This is a genomic window from Actinoplanes sp. NPDC051537 (genome assembly GCF_055586105.1).
Genome location: NZ_JBVJIU010000008.1, coordinates 300,323 through 313,945, shown reverse-complemented (window position 1 = coordinate 313,945; position 13,623 = coordinate 300,323). Strand labels below are relative to the sequence as shown.

Genomic DNA, 13,623 nt, shown 5'->3' with positions numbered 1-13,623 from the left:
CAACGAGATCTTGGTTGCATCCGGGGTGCGGCCTCTGCTCTCGGCAGAACGGCTTGGGCCCGCGCGACGGGAGCGGCGAGGATCGGCCGATGGTGACCTTCTCGCTCCAGGCGCAACCGACCGCCGCCGCCGACTGGCTCGATCTCGGCCGCCGGGCCGAGAAGATCGGCTTCGACTCGCTCTACGTCGCCGACCATCCGGGCGCGTGCGCCTCACCCTTCGTGGCGCTGGCGGCGGCGGCCGCGGTGACCAGCAAGATCAAATTAGGCTCGTACGTGTCGAACGCCGGCGTCCGGGAGCCGATCCTGCTCGCCTCCGACGTCGCCACGCTCGACGTCGTCTCCGGCGGCCGGGCGGTGCTCGGCCTCGGCGCCGGGCACACCCCGGCCGAGTGGGCGGCGGTCGGCAAGTCGAGGCCCGACGTGCGCGGCCGGGTCGACCACTGCATCGCGGTCGGGGAGCGGACCCGGGCCCTGCTCGACGGGGAGCTGGAAAAACCGCGCCCGGTGCAGGAGCGCGTCCCCCTGCTGTTCGGCGGCGGCAACGCCCGGCTGCTGCGCTGGGCCGCCGCCAACGCCGACCTCATCGGCCTCTCCGGTCTCGGCCGCACACTCCCCGACGGGCACATGCACGAGACGCGCTGGACCCGCGACCAGGTCGACGCCCAGGTCGAGATCTGCGGGGGCAAGCCGACGGAGGCGCTGGTGCAGCGCTTCGAGGTCACCGACGACGCCGGCGCGACGTACGCGAAATGGGCGAAGGAGTGGGAAGAGGACGAAGCGGATGTCGTCGCCGTGCCCTACGTCTTCGCCGGCACCCTCGACGAGATCGTCGCCAAGCTCGGCGAGGTCGAGCGCCGCTGGGGGATCACCCGGTTCGCGGTGCGCCTGCCCGCCGTCGAAGCGGTCGAGCAGATCAAAAAGACCTACTGATCCTCGAAGAGCTCGCGCTCGACCCGGGACCGGTAGTCGACGTAGATCTGGCGGTACCGGGCCAGCGCGCCCTTGGCGTCGCCCGCCTCGAGCCGCTCGATGATCGCGTCGTGCCCTTCGATCCACACGTCCCACAGGCCGCTCTCGGCGGTCATCGCGAGGATCCGCATGGTCCGCGCGACCACGAGATCCACCATGGACTGCAGCTCGCGATTGCCGCTGGCCAGGATCACGATCGTGCTGAAATCGGCGCCCGCCGCGCTGGCGGCGAGCACGTTGCCGGCCCGCAGCGCCTCGACGAACTCCTTCTGCCGCTGGCGCATCAGGTCGACATGCGTCTCGGTGAGGTTGTCGACGCCCCACTCGAAGCCGGCGCAGGCCAGCACGCTCATCACGTCGATCAGCTCGAGCGCGTTCTTCTGCGTCACGCGGGTGACGTGGCGGGTGCGGTTGGGGGCGATGTCGATCAGGCCCTCGACGGAGAGCTGCGCGATCGCCTCCCGCACCGGGGTGATGCTGACGCCGAGGCGCCCGGCCAGCTCGGCATCCTTGATCAACGTGCCCGGCCGAAGCTCCCCGGTCACTATCTCGTTGCGTAACTGCCGGACAACGGCGGCGGTGCGGGTCGGTGGGACCGCATAAGACATACGGGCAGAGTACTCACCGTGACCAGGTGTCGCTCCCGGCACTCGCCGGGCATGCTGAACCCATGGTCGCCGGGGTTCCCCTGATCGATCTCGACCGGGCGCCGCCCGCGCCGGTCGAGGTCGCGCCGGTGAGCCGCCGTCCGTGGCTGCTGCTGGCGGTGGTGGCCGCCGTGCTGTTCACGCTGAGCGCCGCGGTGCCGGCGCGGCCCGGGCTGACCCCGGTGCTGTCGGTGGCCGACCCGGTCACCTCGGTCCGGCTGGGTGCCGGGTCGTTCTTCCTGTCGACCACCACGGAGGTACGCCGGTACGCCCTGCCCGCCGGGAGCAGGATCTGGGCCCGGCCGTTCGACCGGGACGTGGAGAACCTGTGGGCGGACGACGACGCCGGGACGGTGCTCGTGCTCTCCGGCGGCGCCGACCAGCGGCTGACCGCCCTGGACGCGGCGTCGGGCCGGCCGCTGTGGTCGGCGGAGTCCCAGGACACGGTCGTGATCGCCACCGGGCGTGGCGGGGTGCTGAGCCAGGACGGCGTGGGCGGGCAGTCCCGGCTGCGGCTGGCCGACGCCCGGTCGGGCCGGACCATCTGGACCCGGGCCGTCGACCCCGGCGGCTTCCTCGGGCCGGACGACCTCTTCGCCGGACGCTCGCCCTGGATCGTCGCGGTCGGGTCGACCGGGCAGGTCGTGGTGCTCTCCTACGCCGACGGCTCGGTGCTGGCCGAGGGCGACCTCGGGCTGAGCTTCGAGCCGCAGACCGACCGGCAGGCGCTGACCAACTTCGTGTCGGTGAGCGTGGTCGGCGACCGGCTCTATCTGTCCCGCCGGCTGCGCGGGCAGACGTCGCTGACCGCCTACTCGGTGCGACCGCTGAGCCCGTTGTGGCGGGCCGTCGGCGGCCCGACCGGCACGGTCTCCGACTGCGGGCCGGTGCTCTGCGTGGCCGACACCCGGTGGGTGAGCGCCGTCGACCCGGCCGGCGGGGCGGTGCGGTGGCAGCAGCCGGCCTGGGGGATCGCGTACCGATATGACGCGGGACGGCTCTTCGCATACGACAACCAGGAGGATGCCGAGGCCGCCCTGCTGGACGCCGGCACCGGCCGCGTGGTTCACCCGCTCGGGCACAGCCGGCAGCTCGGCCGGCTGATCCTGCGCACCGAGGGCGCCCGCTCGTGGGTGCTGATCCCCGACCCGGCCACCGGCGACCTGCGTACGCTCGGGTCGATGGAGCAGGTGGCCTGGTTCCGCTGCGAGGCCGCCGGCGACTACCTGGTGTGCCCGTCGATCACCGGCGAGATACGGGTCTGGCGGATCCGCTGATCAGGTTCCGGTGACGCAGGTCTTCGTGGTCTTCGTGCAGTACGCGTTGATGATCGTCGTGGCCGCCATCTCGGTGGCCGAGGTGCCGGTGCCGAGGTTGATCGAGTTGATCAGCACGGCCCGGGTCTGCGTCTGCTGGAGCCGGCGGAAGAACCGGCTGATGTCGTCGGCGCTGCCGGAGGCGGTCAGCGTGATCGGCACCGCGATGACGGTCTCCGAGTCGAGCACCTTCTCGGGCGCGCCGACGCTGATGCCGCTGACCCGCACGTTGACGGCGATGCCGGAGATCTGCACGGCCCGGACGAAGTCGGGCACGCTGTAGCTCTGCGGCAGGTGGCCGCGCACGACGCTCAGGGCCGCCGTGTACTTGGCCCGCTCGTTGTACTTCTTCTCGAGGTCGGCGAGGTCGCGCTTGAGGCTCAGCAGGGTGACCGCCGAGTCCTCGACCATGCCCTGGTACTCGGCCTTCTTGGCGTTCACCGGCTTGATCGCCAGGAGGTACGCGGCCGCCACGATCACGATGATCGCGAACAGGCCGCCGATCAGCCACAGCCGGTCGGTGCGCCGGGCGCCCATCAGTAGCCTCCGTTCTGGCACTGGCCCGTGAACCGGCCGCACTCGGCCTTCGCGGTGATGCTGGCGGTCATCGTGAAGATCCAGGTCTTGGTCGGGTCCTCGGAGCTGTCGCCCTGCTCGGTCGCCGAGGTCAGGTAGGCGTTGGTCACCGCGGGCCCGCCGGGCGCCGTCATCGTGGCGATCGCGTCGACGAAGTCGGCGACGGTCTTCTTGTCCTTGGCCCGGCCGGAGATCTGCAGGGTGCCGATGACGCCGGAGACCGCGCTGCCCGCCGTGCCGCCGGTGGACTTCTCCTGCTGGGCGAGCGTGCCGACGATCGCGCTGATCGTCACGCTCTTCTTGGTGGCGGTGCCGCGGATCTGGTTCAGCAGCGTGTCCCAGGGCAGGTCGCGGGCGAGCGTGGACTTGAGGTCGTCGTTCAGCGTCTTCGCGGTGTCGATGTCCTTCTGCACGTCCGAGTACTTCTTCTGGTTGATCAGGCCCTGGACGTGGTTCACCTGCTTGTCGGTGGACGTCGAGTCGGCAAGGGCGATGTTGCGCTGCTTGACCGCGTAGACGTACCAGCCGCCCATCACGGCGACGGCCAGGACGACCGCGACGATGAGGAAGAACCGGATGCGCCGGGCGTTGCGGCCCGCCGTGATCTCGTCGGGCAGCAGGTTGGTGCGGATGGTCAGGATCCGGGTGGCCTGCTCCGGGGAGACGGCCGGGTCGAGCGGCATCAGGGCCGTGGTGCCGGTGCTCATCAGGCTGCCGCTCCCAGGGTCAGGCCGATCGACACGGCGGCCGACGGGACGAAGCTGTCGAAGCCGCGCTCGCGGCCCCGGCGGGTGTCGCGCAGCCGGCTGGCGCCGTCCGCGTACATGACGGTGATGCCGAGCTGCTGCTGGAGGTGCTCGGCGAGACCGGGCATGAGCGCGCTGCCGCCGCAGAGCGCGAGGCGGGTGACCTGCTTCTGCCGCTCGCCCGACGCGAGGTAGGTGAACGAGCTGCGCAGCTCGCTGGCGAGCGGGCGGACGGCCTCGCCGGCCGCCTCGGCGGTGACCGGGTCGCCGTCGCCGTGCAGGCCGTAGTGGCACTTGATCGCCTCGGCCTCCTGCTCGGGAACGCCGAGCCGGGTGGCGATGGACGCGGTGATCTCGGTGCCGCCGCGCGGGACGGTCCGGACGATGAGCGGCTCGCCGTCGGCGTGCACGACCACGCTGGTCACGTCGGAGCCGATGTCGACGATCGCCTCGACCTGGGTGTCCAGCCGGGAGGCGGCACGCAGCAGGGCGAACGAGGCGAGGTCGACGTTGCCGACGTGCAGGCCGGCCTTCTGCGCGGCGTCGACGGCGGTGAGCACGGCGTCGCGGGGCATGGCGATGAGCAGGCCGCGGACGGTCGGGTTGCTGCCCGGCTCCTCGAGCGGGTGGAAGTCGAGCACGGCCTTCTCGACCGCGAGCGGCAGCGCGTCCTTGACCTGGAACGGCAGCGCCTGGTGCAGCTCCTTGGCCGGGAGGTTGGCCACCGACATCTCGCGCACCACCAGCTGGGGGTGGGTGACGCCGATGCTGACGTGCTTGGTGCCGAACTTGCAGGCGGCCCAGAGCTGCTTGAGCGCGGCGGTGACGGCGACCGGGTCCTGCACGACGCCGCCGGTCACGGTGCCGGGGGCGAGCGGGATCTGGCCGAAGTTGTTCAGCGCGTAGCCGTCCTTGTTGCGGCGGACCTCGACGGCACGTATCGAGGACGAGCCGATGTCCAGCCCGATCGGGATGACGCCAGCCATCGCAATCCCTTCGCTTTCTCAGACGGTCGGTGGCAGGAGGAAGCTGACGTACCAGTCCGCGATCGGCGCCGCGGCGAAGACCGCGAGGAAGGCGCCGGCGAGCATGTACGGGCCGAACGGGACGCGGGTCTTGCCGGTGGCCGCGCGGGCGACCATGAGCACGACGCCGGCGACGCCGCCGAGCAGGAAACCGGCGAACGCGCCGATGAGGACCGAGCCCCAGCCGAGCCAGCCGAGGTAGAAGCCGAGCAGCGGGGCGAGCTTGACGTCGCCGAAGCCCATGCCCTTGGGCAGGACCGCGAGGACGAAGTAACCGGCGAAGAGCAGGGCGGCGGCGGCCAGGCCCCGGAGGGCGGCGTCCCAGCTGTGCTCGGCGATCACCGCCGGCAGCAGCAGGAGCGGCGCCACCGCGTACGAGGGGAGGACGATCTTGTCGGGCAGGCGCATCAGGTCGATGTCGATGGCCGCGAGCGCGACCGCGACGGCGGCCAGGTAGAGGTAGGCCGGCAGTTCCCAGGAGTAGCCGAACTTGGCGGCCACGGCCACGAAGAGCGCCGCGGTGCCGGCCTCGACCAGCGGGTAACGGACGCTGATCGGGGCGGCGCAGTCGGCGCACCGGCCGCGCAGCATCAGCCACCCCAGGACCGGCACGTTGTGCCGGTTGCGGACCGCGGCGCCGCAGTGGGGGCAGTGCGAACCGGGCTGGATCAGCGACTCGTCGCGGGGAACCCGGTAGATCACGACGTTCAGGAACGAACCGACCGCGAGGCCGAGAAGGCCGGCGACGCAGAGCAGGAACGCCTGCGGCATGTCCGGACCTCCTCGGCCTCGTCGTCGGTGAGTGGTGGCGCCGCGGGACCGGCGCCACCGTCGTTCGTCAGGAGCAGGTGGTGAGGCTGATGGCCGCGCTGGTCGCCTTCACCGAGCCGCCGTTCAGGCTGTTGTAGACGTAGTACTTGTTGCTGCCTCCGCTGTTGGTGCCGCACAGCAGGTAGCTGAGGCCGTTGGCCGCCAGGACGTAGCTGACCTGGGTCTTGTCCGACACCGTGATGGTCTGGGTGTTGGTGTCACCGGTGATCGCCAGCGTGACGGCCGCGCCGTCGGACGCGCTCTTGGCGGTCGCCGGGTAGGTGTTGCCGTGGTCGGTGTAGAACTGCTCGACCGCGCTGACGCCACCGCGGACGTCCGACTGGGCCGACTTGTCGGCCGCGCCCTTGCGGTAGTTCAGGTACACCGGGACGGCGATCGCGACCAGGACGCCGATGATGACGACGACGACGAGGAGCTCGATGAGCGTGAAGCCCTCGTCGCCCTTCTTGGCGCGGAGCCGGTTGATCGTTTCCTGCATTGGGGGTGCCTCTCGGTGGGTGTGGAGCGGGGAAGGGGCGGTGCTGGTGGTTCACCGGGTTCGGGCACCCGGGTCTCGACCGGCTGTGCGGTCGTCGCGGCGATTCATTTCGGTCGCCGGCGGCGGTACTTGAGGCTCAGTTGCTCTGAATGTTCTGGTAAATGGTGAACATCGGTAGGTACAGACAAATCACCATGCCGCCGACCACGGCGCCCATCACGAGCACCATGATCGGTTCGATCGACGCGGTCAGGGATTCGGCAGCGCTGTCGACTTCCCTGTCATAGAAATCGGCAACCTTGTCGAGCATCTGACTGATCTGACCGCTTTCTTCCCCGACCTCGACCATCTGGGTGACCATCTCGGGGAAAATCTTGTGGTGTCGCATGGCGGACGACATGGGCTGGCCGTCCCGTACGGCCGCCTGCACGTCCTTCATGGCCACGTTGATGACTTCGTTGCCGGTCGTCTCGCCGACCACGGCCAGCGCCTGCATCACCGGCACGCCGACGTTCAGCAGCAGGCCGAGGTTGCGGGAGAAGCGGCTCATCGCGAGCTTCTGGAACAGCGAGCCGAAGACGGGCGCGCGCACCTTGAGGCGGTCCACCCGCAGCCGGAAATCGGCGCTCGACCGGCTCTTCTGCTTGTAGCCGACCGAGCTGCCGATCAGCACGATCAGCACCAGCGGGCCGATCCACCACATGTTGTGGCTGGCGTCGACCAGGAACTGGGTGATCGCCGGCAGCTGGCCGCCGAGGCTCTTGAACATGCCCTCGAAGATCGGGACGATGAAGATCAGCACGGCCGCGATCAGGACGAACGTGAAGCACAGCACGATCGCCGGGTAGGTCAGCGCGCTCTTGATCTTGCCGCGGAGCGCGGTGTCCTTCTCCAGGCTGTCCGCGATCTGCTCGAGAGCGCGGTCGATCATGCCGCCGGTCTCACCGGCCCGGACCATGGCGATCATCAGGCGCGGGAAGATCTTGTCGTGCTTGGCCATGGCGCCGGACAGCGAGACGCCGCCGGCCACGTCGGTGCGCGTCTCGCCGATCGCCTTCTTCAGCGACGCCGCCGAGGTCTGCTCCTCGAGGATCGAGAGCGACCGCAGCAGCGACATGCCGGACGAGGTCATCGTGGCGAACTGCCGCGCGAAGATCGCGAGATCCTTGAGCTTGGTCCGCCCGCCGAGTCCCGGGATCTTCAGGTCCTTGTTGAGGCCCTGGCCGGCGAGGGTCACCTCGAGCGGCACCTCGCCGCGCTGCCGCAGCATGTGGGTGGCCGCGGCCTCGTTGGGCGCCTCTACGGTGCCCTTCGACTTGCGCCCGTTGGCGTCGATGCTGTTGTAGTGAAACGTCTTGGTTGCGGGCATGGCATCACATCCGGCCGATGAGTCGCTTCAGTTCTTCCTGCGAGTGGCAGAGCTCGAGGGCGACCTGGAGGGTCACCCTGCCCTCACGGACCTTCTCGGCCAGGTTCTGGTCGAAGGCGAGCATCCCCTCCGAGCCGCCGGCCTGCATGAACGAGGGGATCTGGTGCGACTTGCCCTCGCGGATGAGGCTGCGGATGGCCGGGGTGGCGGTCAGGATCTCGGCCACCACCACCCGGCCCTTGCCGTCCGCCGTCGGGGCCAGCGCCTGGGTGACCACGCCCTGGAGGGACGCGGCCAGCTGAGCGCGGATCTGCAGCTGCTGGTGCGGCGGGAAGATGTCGATGACGCGGTCGATGGTCTGCGTGGCGCTCTGCGTGTGCAGGGTCGCCAGCACCAGGTGGCCGGTCTCGGCGGCGGTCAGCGCCGTCGCCGTCGTCTCGAGGTCACGCAGCTCGCCGACCAGGATGATGTCCGGGTCCTGCCGCAGCGCGTGCTTGAGCGCGGCCGCGAAGTCCTCGGTGTCCGAGCCGACCTCGCGCTGGTTGACCACGCTGCGCTTGTGCGGGTGGAGGAACTCGATCGGGTCCTCGATGGTGATGATGTGCGCGGCCCGGCTGCGGTTCGCGAGGTCGAGGATCGACGCCAGCGTCGTGGTCTTGCCGGAACCGGTCGGGCCGGTGACCAGCACCAGGCCGCGGGGGAGGTGCGCGAAGCGGGACACCGAGTCGGGCATGCCCAGCTCGTCGAGCGGCTTGATCTCGTGCGGGATGGCCCGGAAGACCGCGCCGCAGGAGTTGCGCTGGACGTAGAGGTTGCCGCGGAACCGGGAGACGCCCACGATGCTGTGCGCGAAGTCGAGCTCCTGGCTCTCCTGGAAGGTGTGCCACTGGTCGGCCGAGACCGCGGCCCGGGCCAGCAGCGCGGTGTCGGACGAGTTGAGCGAGCCGTAGCCGGGCAGCGGCTGCAGCGAGCCGTGCACCCGGATCATCGGCGGGGTGCCGACGGTCAGGTGCAGGTCGGAGCCGCGCGACTCGACCAGCGTCACGAGCATCTGGTTGAGCACGGCGAGATCGCCCGGCGCGCTCGCGGGCGACTCGGTCGGTGCGGCCTGGTGCGGGACATGCTGGTCGGTCGTGTACATCGGCAACCTCTCACGGTTCGTGGCGCCACCTGTATTCGGCACCGGGGCATGCCGCCTTAGCAGCCATTTGCCGGAAATAGAGCAAAATTCATAATCAGTGGGTACGATGGGCCGGTCGCGTCGCTCAGATGGCCACGCGGGAGACCTCGCGCAACGACGTCAAGCCGCCGGCCGCCTTGGCCAGCCCGTCCGACCGCAGGTCGTACATGCCCTGGTCGAGCGCCACCTCGCGGATCTCGTTGGACGAGGCCCGGCGGATGGTCAGCGACTCGATCTCGGGCGAGATCGGCATGACCTCGTGGATCGCGATCCGGCCGCGGTAGCCGGTGTTCGCACAGTTGCGGCAGCCGATCGGACGGTAGATCGCCTCGGGCAGGGCCAGGTCCTCGAACGGCCAGTTCGAGCCGACGAGCTCCTCCTCGGTCGGCACGTACGCCTCCTTGCACCAGTCGCAGAGGCGCCGCGCGAGACGCTGGGCCAGCACGCAGTCCAGCGACGACCCGACCAGGAACGGCTCGATGCCCATCTCGGTGAGACGGGTGACCGCGCCCGGCGCGTCGTTGGTGTGCAGCGTGGAGAGCACGAGGTGACCGGTCAGCGAGGCCTCGACCGCGATCTGCGCGGTGTTGCCGTCCCGGATCTCGCCGATCAGCACCACATCCGGGTCGGACCGCAGGATGGCCGGGAGCACGGCCGCGAAGGTCAGGCCGGCCTTGGCGTTGACCTGCACCTGGTTGACCCCGCGCAGCCGGTATTCGACCGGGTCCTCGACCGTGATCACGTTGATCTCCGGCTTGCTGATCCGGCCCAGCGTCGCGTACAGAGTCGTGGATTTGCCGGAGCCGGTGGGGCCGGTGACCAGGACCATGCCGTGCGGTTTGGTGAACGAGGCGGCGAAGCGGTCGAGGTTGTGCTGGGTGAAGCCCAGCTTGTTCATGTCGAGGTCGATGCCGCCGGTGTCGAGCACCCGGAGGACGATCTTCTCGCCCCAGACCGTGGGCAGCGTGGCGGTACGCAGGTCGACCGTGCGGTCGCGGATCATCGCGGTGATCCGGCCGTTCTGCGGCACGCGCTTCTCGGTGATGTCGACGCCCGACATGATCTTGATGCGCGAGGTGAGCGCCGCCATGACGCCCTTGGGCACGAGATCGACCTCGTGCAGCACGCCGTCGATCCGGTAGCGGACGCGCATGTCGTCCTCGGTCGGCTCGAGGTGCAGGTCGGAGGCGCGGTTCATGACCGCCTGCTCGATCAGGCTGTTCACGTAGCGGACGATCGGGGCATCGTCGACGCTGGTCGCCTGGGCGGTCATCGCCGAGTCGTCCTGCTCGTCCTCGACGAGGTCGCCGAGGTCGCTGGACTCGCGCTGGAGCCGCTCGATGATCCGGCGAACCTCGGAGCGGGCGACGACGACCGGGCGTACGGTCATGCCGGTGGCCGCGCGCACGTCGTCGAGCGCCACCACGTCGCCCGGGTCGGTCACGCCGACCACGAGCTCGCCGTCGGCCATCGACAGGCCCAGCACGCGGTGGCGCAGCACGACGGTCAGCGGGATGCGCTTGAGCGCCGCCGGGTCGGGGGTGAAGCTGACCAGGTCGAGGGTGTTGATGCCGAAGGCCTGGGCGGCCGCGGCGGTCAGCTGCTCCTCGGTGACGACCTGATCGTTGATCAGGACGGCTCGCACCGAGCGGCCACTGCGCTGGGCCTCTTCCGCGGCCGCGTCCACGGCAAGCGGATCGACGCCGATCTGCTTGAGCGCGTCGAGCAGCGGGCGGAAGGTCTGGTCCATTTCATCCTTCGTCGGAGACAAGGTGCTACTTGCCCCTGACGATCGGACGTCCAATGGCCGAGCTGAGGCACTATGAGGCAGATTGCGCGGGTTGCCGGAAAGTCTTCCGGTACGCGCTCGGCGCCACCCCGATCGAGGCCTGGAGGTGCTGCCGTAGCGCCGTCGCGCTGCCCAGACCCGAACGGCGTGCCACCGTGTCAACCCCTAAATCGGTCGATTCGAGCAGAAGCTGAGCGTGAGCCACCCGGCGGCGCAGCAGCCACTGGCGTGGGCTGAGCCCCGTTTCCTCGCGAAACCGGCGGGTGAAGGTGCGCACGCTCATCCGGGCGTGGGCGGCCATGTCCTCGAGCGAGACCGGGTCGGCCAGCCGGTCGAGGGCCCAGGCCCGGGTCGGCTCGGTGCCGGCGCCGGCGCTGTGCGGGACCGGCCGCTCGATGTACTGCGCCTGGCCGCCCTCGCGGAACGCCGGCACCACGCAGCGGCGGGCGGCCCGGTTGGCCACCTCGGCGCCCTGGTCGTTGCGCACGATGTGCAGGCAGAGGTCGACGCCGGCGCCCACCCCGGCCGAGGTGAGGATGTCGCCGTCGTCCACGAACAGGACGTCGAAGTTCCAGTTGACCTGCGGATACAGGCCGGCGATGCGGTTGCCCCAGGCCCAGTGGGTGGCGGCCGGGCGGCCGTCGAGCAGGCCCGCCGCCGCCAGCACCGAGGCGCCGGTGCAGATCGAGACGATGCGCGCCCCCTGGTCGGCGGCCGCCCGCAACGCCGTCCTGATCTCGCCCGGAAGTGTGCCGTCCGTCACCGGGCCGCCGCCACCGATCCCGGGCACGATGATCGTGTCGGCCGTGGCGAGCTCGTCGAGGCCGAAATCGGGCACGACGGTGAAGCCGGCCGTGCTGCGGACCGGGCCGGCGGCGCAGACCTTGACCTCGTAGAGCCGCTGCCGGTCGGCCCGGCGGGCGGCGTTGAAGACCTGCGGCGCGGTGCCGAGGTCGAAGGCGACGACGTTGTCCAGGGCCAGGACGGCGATCGAGTGAAGCATGGCTCGATTCTTGCGCATGATGGCCTTCCGGCCACTCGTCCGGCCGGGCCGGATTGCGCAGTATGGGTGCGTGCAGAAGACGTACAGGATCCATCCCGCCTGGTTTGTTGCTTTGATTGCCTTTGTCGCCCTGGTGGGCGCGGCGGGCTTCCGGGCCACGCCGTCCGTCATGATCCGGCCGCTGCACGACGAGTTCGGCTGGTCGCTCGGCACGATCTCGGCCGCCGTCTCGGTGAACCTGCTGCTCTACGGGCTCACCGCCCCGTTCGCGGCGGCACTGATGGAACGGTTCGGCATCCGGCGCGTGATCCTGGGCGCGCTGCTGCTGGTCTCGGCCGGCTCCGGGCTGACCGTCTTCATGCGCTCGAGCTGGCAGCTCATCCTGTGCTGGGGTGTGCTGGTCGGGCTCGGCACCGGCTCGATGGCGCTCGGCTTCGTCGCGGTGATCGCCAACCGGTGGTTCGTGAAGCACCGCGGCCTGGTCACCGGCGTGCTGACCGCGGGCGGGGCGGCCGGCAACCTGGTCTTCCTGCCGGTGCTGGCCCGGCTCACCGAGAGCCAGGGCTGGCGGGTCGCCGCGCTGACCGTGTCCGGCGTGGCCCTGCTGGCCGCGCCGCTGGTCTGGTGGAAGCTGCGCGACCATCCGGCGTCGCTCGGCGTCGGACCGTACGGCGGCTCGTTCGAGGAGCCCAAGCCGATCGCCCCGGCCGGCGCCGCCCGCACCGCCCTGCGCGCGCTCGGGCAGGCCGCCCGCACCCGGCCGTTCTGGCTGCTCGCCGGCGGCTTCGCGATCTGCGGCGCGACGACGAACGGGCTGGTCGGCACCCACTTCATTCCGGCCGCGCACGACCACGGCATGGCCGAGACGACGGCCGCGAGCCTGCTCGCGCTGGTCGGCCTGTTCGACATCGCCGGCACCATCGTCTCCGGCTGGCTGACCGACCGGGTCGACTCCCGGGTGCTGCTCGGCGTCTACTACTTCGGCCGCGGGCTGTCGCTGCTGGTGCTGCCGTCGCTGTTCGCGGCGAGCGCGCACCCGAGCATGGTCGTCTTCATCCTGTTCTACGGGCTCGACTGGGTGGCCACCGTGCCGCCGACGGTGACGCTGTGCCGGGAGTACTTCGGCGCCTCCGGGCCGATCGTCTTCGGCTGGGTCTTCGCCTCGCACCAGTTCGGCGCGGCGATCGCGGCCACGAGCGCCGGCCTGCTGCGCGACCAGCTCGGCACGTACAACGCCGCCTGGTATGGCGCCGGAGCGCTCGCCATCCTCGCCAGCCTGCTCAGTCTCATGCTCTTCGCCGGCAAGCGCCTTGCACCGATCGCGCCGGGCATCGGGCTCGTCACCTCTAAGGCGTGATCTCGACCACCTCGAGCAGTCCACTGAGGACCAGGATCTGCCGGACGATCCGGGTGGGGTGGGCGAGGCGGTACCGGATGCCCGCGTCCCGGGCGCGCTGGAACCCGGAGATCAGCGCGCCCAGACCCGTCGAGTCGACGAACGTGAGCTCGCGGAGATCGACGACGATCTCCCGGGGCCGGGCGGCCAGCGCCTCCTCGAGCGCCACCCGCACCTGGTCGACGGTGAGCACGTCGACCTCGCCGCGCAGGGCCACGGTGGTGACCTCGGGTGAGGTGTCCAGACTGGTCACGATCTCATCAGGCAACAGAGTCGTCCTTCTTCCACAGTCGTCA

Annotated in this window: 14 protein-coding genes; 3 read left to right on the top strand and 11 right to left on the bottom strand. The window is 70.4% G+C overall.

The genetic code is table 11. The features are described from left to right. The first annotated feature begins 89 nt into the window (after positions 1–89). Complete coding sequence (locus tag ACZ6TB_RS21675; protein WP_465556344.1) at positions 90–932, top strand: LLM class flavin-dependent oxidoreductase; 843 nt, start codon at positions 90–92, stop codon at positions 930–932. On the opposite strand, the gene ACZ6TB_RS21670 is transcribed toward ACZ6TB_RS21675, so the two are convergent. Next, entirely contained in the window at positions 926–1,579 is a 654-nt protein-coding gene (locus ACZ6TB_RS21670) for a GntR family transcriptional regulator (RefSeq protein ID WP_465556343.1), read from the bottom strand. The two genes, ACZ6TB_RS21675 and ACZ6TB_RS21670, sit on opposite strands and share 7 nt — an antisense overlap. 62 nt (positions 1,580–1,641) lie before the next feature. Between ACZ6TB_RS21670 and ACZ6TB_RS21665 the strand changes: the two genes are divergently transcribed. After that, the gene (locus tag ACZ6TB_RS21665; protein ID WP_465556342.1) at positions 1,642–2,895 is read left to right on the top strand and encodes an outer membrane protein assembly factor BamB family protein; all 1,254 of its coding nucleotides are present in this window, start codon (positions 1,642–1,644) and stop codon (positions 2,893–2,895) included. On the opposite strand, the gene pilO is transcribed toward ACZ6TB_RS21665, so the two are convergent. The 9 genes from pilO to ACZ6TB_RS21620 form a co-directional block, all read right to left on the bottom strand. Further along, complete coding sequence (gene pilO / locus ACZ6TB_RS21660) at positions 2,896–3,471, bottom strand: type 4a pilus biogenesis protein PilO (protein ID WP_465556341.1); 576 nt, start codon at positions 3,469–3,471, stop codon at positions 2,896–2,898. It lies immediately after the preceding gene. Continuing rightward, the gene (locus ACZ6TB_RS21655; protein ID WP_465556340.1) at positions 3,471–4,217 is read right to left on the bottom strand and encodes a hypothetical protein; all 747 of its coding nucleotides are present in this window, start codon (positions 4,215–4,217) and stop codon (positions 3,471–3,473) included. The genes pilO and ACZ6TB_RS21655 overlap by 1 nt, the downstream gene beginning before the upstream one ends. Then, the gene (gene pilM / locus ACZ6TB_RS21650) at positions 4,217–5,242 is read right to left on the bottom strand and encodes a type IV pilus assembly protein PilM (protein ID WP_465556339.1); all 1,026 of its coding nucleotides are present in this window, start codon (positions 5,240–5,242) and stop codon (positions 4,217–4,219) included. Before pilM ends, ACZ6TB_RS21655 begins: the two co-directional genes overlap by 1 nt. A gap of 18 nt (positions 5,243–5,260) precedes the next feature. Next, positions 5,261–6,052 carry a prepilin peptidase gene (locus ACZ6TB_RS21645; protein ID WP_465556338.1) on the bottom strand — a complete coding sequence of 264 codons (792 nt, stop codon included), beginning with the start codon at positions 6,050–6,052 and terminating at the stop codon, positions 5,261–5,263. Positions 6,053–6,119: 67 nt separating this feature from the next. Next, on the bottom strand, positions 6,120–6,590 hold the full coding sequence (locus tag ACZ6TB_RS21640; protein WP_465556337.1) for a prepilin-type N-terminal cleavage/methylation domain-containing protein: 471 nt from the start codon (positions 6,588–6,590) through the stop codon (positions 6,120–6,122). Between the two features lie 136 nt (positions 6,591–6,726). Next, complete coding sequence (locus ACZ6TB_RS21635; RefSeq protein WP_465556336.1) at positions 6,727–7,959, bottom strand: type II secretion system F family protein; 1,233 nt, start codon at positions 7,957–7,959, stop codon at positions 6,727–6,729. 4 nt (positions 7,960–7,963) lie between these two features. Next, positions 7,964–9,100: a type IV pilus twitching motility protein PilT gene (locus tag ACZ6TB_RS21630; RefSeq protein ID WP_465556335.1), complete on the bottom strand. Its 1,137-nt coding sequence runs from the start codon at positions 9,098–9,100 to the stop codon at positions 7,964–7,966. A gap of 124 nt (positions 9,101–9,224) precedes the next feature. Next, complete coding sequence (locus ACZ6TB_RS21625; protein ID WP_465556334.1) at positions 9,225–10,889, bottom strand: GspE/PulE family protein; 1,665 nt, start codon at positions 10,887–10,889, stop codon at positions 9,225–9,227. 70 nt (positions 10,890–10,959) lie between these two features. Then, entirely contained in the window at positions 10,960–11,949 is a 990-nt protein-coding gene (locus ACZ6TB_RS21620) for a GlxA family transcriptional regulator (protein ID WP_465556333.1), read from the bottom strand. Position 11,950: 1 nt separating this feature from the next. Between ACZ6TB_RS21620 and ACZ6TB_RS21615 the strand changes: the two genes are divergently transcribed. Continuing rightward, positions 11,951–13,288: an MFS transporter gene (locus ACZ6TB_RS21615; RefSeq protein ID WP_465556554.1), complete on the top strand. Its 1,338-nt coding sequence runs from the start codon at positions 11,951–11,953 to the stop codon at positions 13,286–13,288. Here the strand turns inward: ACZ6TB_RS21615 and ACZ6TB_RS21610 are convergent. Continuing rightward, positions 13,278–13,595 carry an STAS domain-containing protein gene (locus ACZ6TB_RS21610; RefSeq protein WP_465556332.1) on the bottom strand — a complete coding sequence of 106 codons (318 nt, stop codon included), beginning with the start codon at positions 13,593–13,595 and terminating at the stop codon, positions 13,278–13,280. The two genes, ACZ6TB_RS21615 and ACZ6TB_RS21610, sit on opposite strands and share 11 nt — an antisense overlap. Positions 13,596–13,623 lie beyond the last annotated feature (28 nt).

Coding starts and splice junctions, on each gene's coding strand:
- ACZ6TB_RS21675 (WP_465556344.1), top strand. CDS start 90: ATGGTGACCTTCTCGCTCCAGGCGCAACCGACCGCCGCCGCCGACTGG.
- ACZ6TB_RS21670 (WP_465556343.1), bottom strand. CDS start 1,579: ATGTCTTATGCGGTCCCACCGACCCGCACCGCCGCCGTTGTCCGGCAG.
- ACZ6TB_RS21665 (WP_465556342.1), top strand. CDS start 1,642: ATGGTCGCCGGGGTTCCCCTGATCGATCTCGACCGGGCGCCGCCCGCG.
- pilO (WP_465556341.1), bottom strand. CDS start 3,471: ATGGGCGCCCGGCGCACCGACCGGCTGTGGCTGATCGGCGGCCTGTTC.
- ACZ6TB_RS21655 (WP_465556340.1), bottom strand. CDS start 4,217: ATGAGCACCGGCACCACGGCCCTGATGCCGCTCGACCCGGCCGTCTCC.
- pilM (WP_465556339.1), bottom strand. CDS start 5,242: ATGGCTGGCGTCATCCCGATCGGGCTGGACATCGGCTCGTCCTCGATA.
- ACZ6TB_RS21645 (WP_465556338.1), bottom strand. CDS start 6,052: ATGCCGCAGGCGTTCCTGCTCTGCGTCGCCGGCCTTCTCGGCCTCGCG.
- ACZ6TB_RS21640 (WP_465556337.1), bottom strand. CDS start 6,590: ATGCAGGAAACGATCAACCGGCTCCGCGCCAAGAAGGGCGACGAGGGC.
- ACZ6TB_RS21635 (WP_465556336.1), bottom strand. CDS start 7,959: ATGCCCGCAACCAAGACGTTTCACTACAACAGCATCGACGCCAACGGG.
- ACZ6TB_RS21630 (WP_465556335.1), bottom strand. CDS start 9,100: ATGTACACGACCGACCAGCATGTCCCGCACCAGGCCGCACCGACCGAG.
- ACZ6TB_RS21625 (WP_465556334.1), bottom strand. CDS start 10,889: ATGGACCAGACCTTCCGCCCGCTGCTCGACGCGCTCAAGCAGATCGGC.
- ACZ6TB_RS21620 (WP_465556333.1), bottom strand. CDS start 11,949: ATGCGCAAGAATCGAGCCATGCTTCACTCGATCGCCGTCCTGGCCCTG.
- ACZ6TB_RS21615 (WP_465556554.1), top strand. CDS start 11,951: ATGGCCTTCCGGCCACTCGTCCGGCCGGGCCGGATTGCGCAGTATGGG.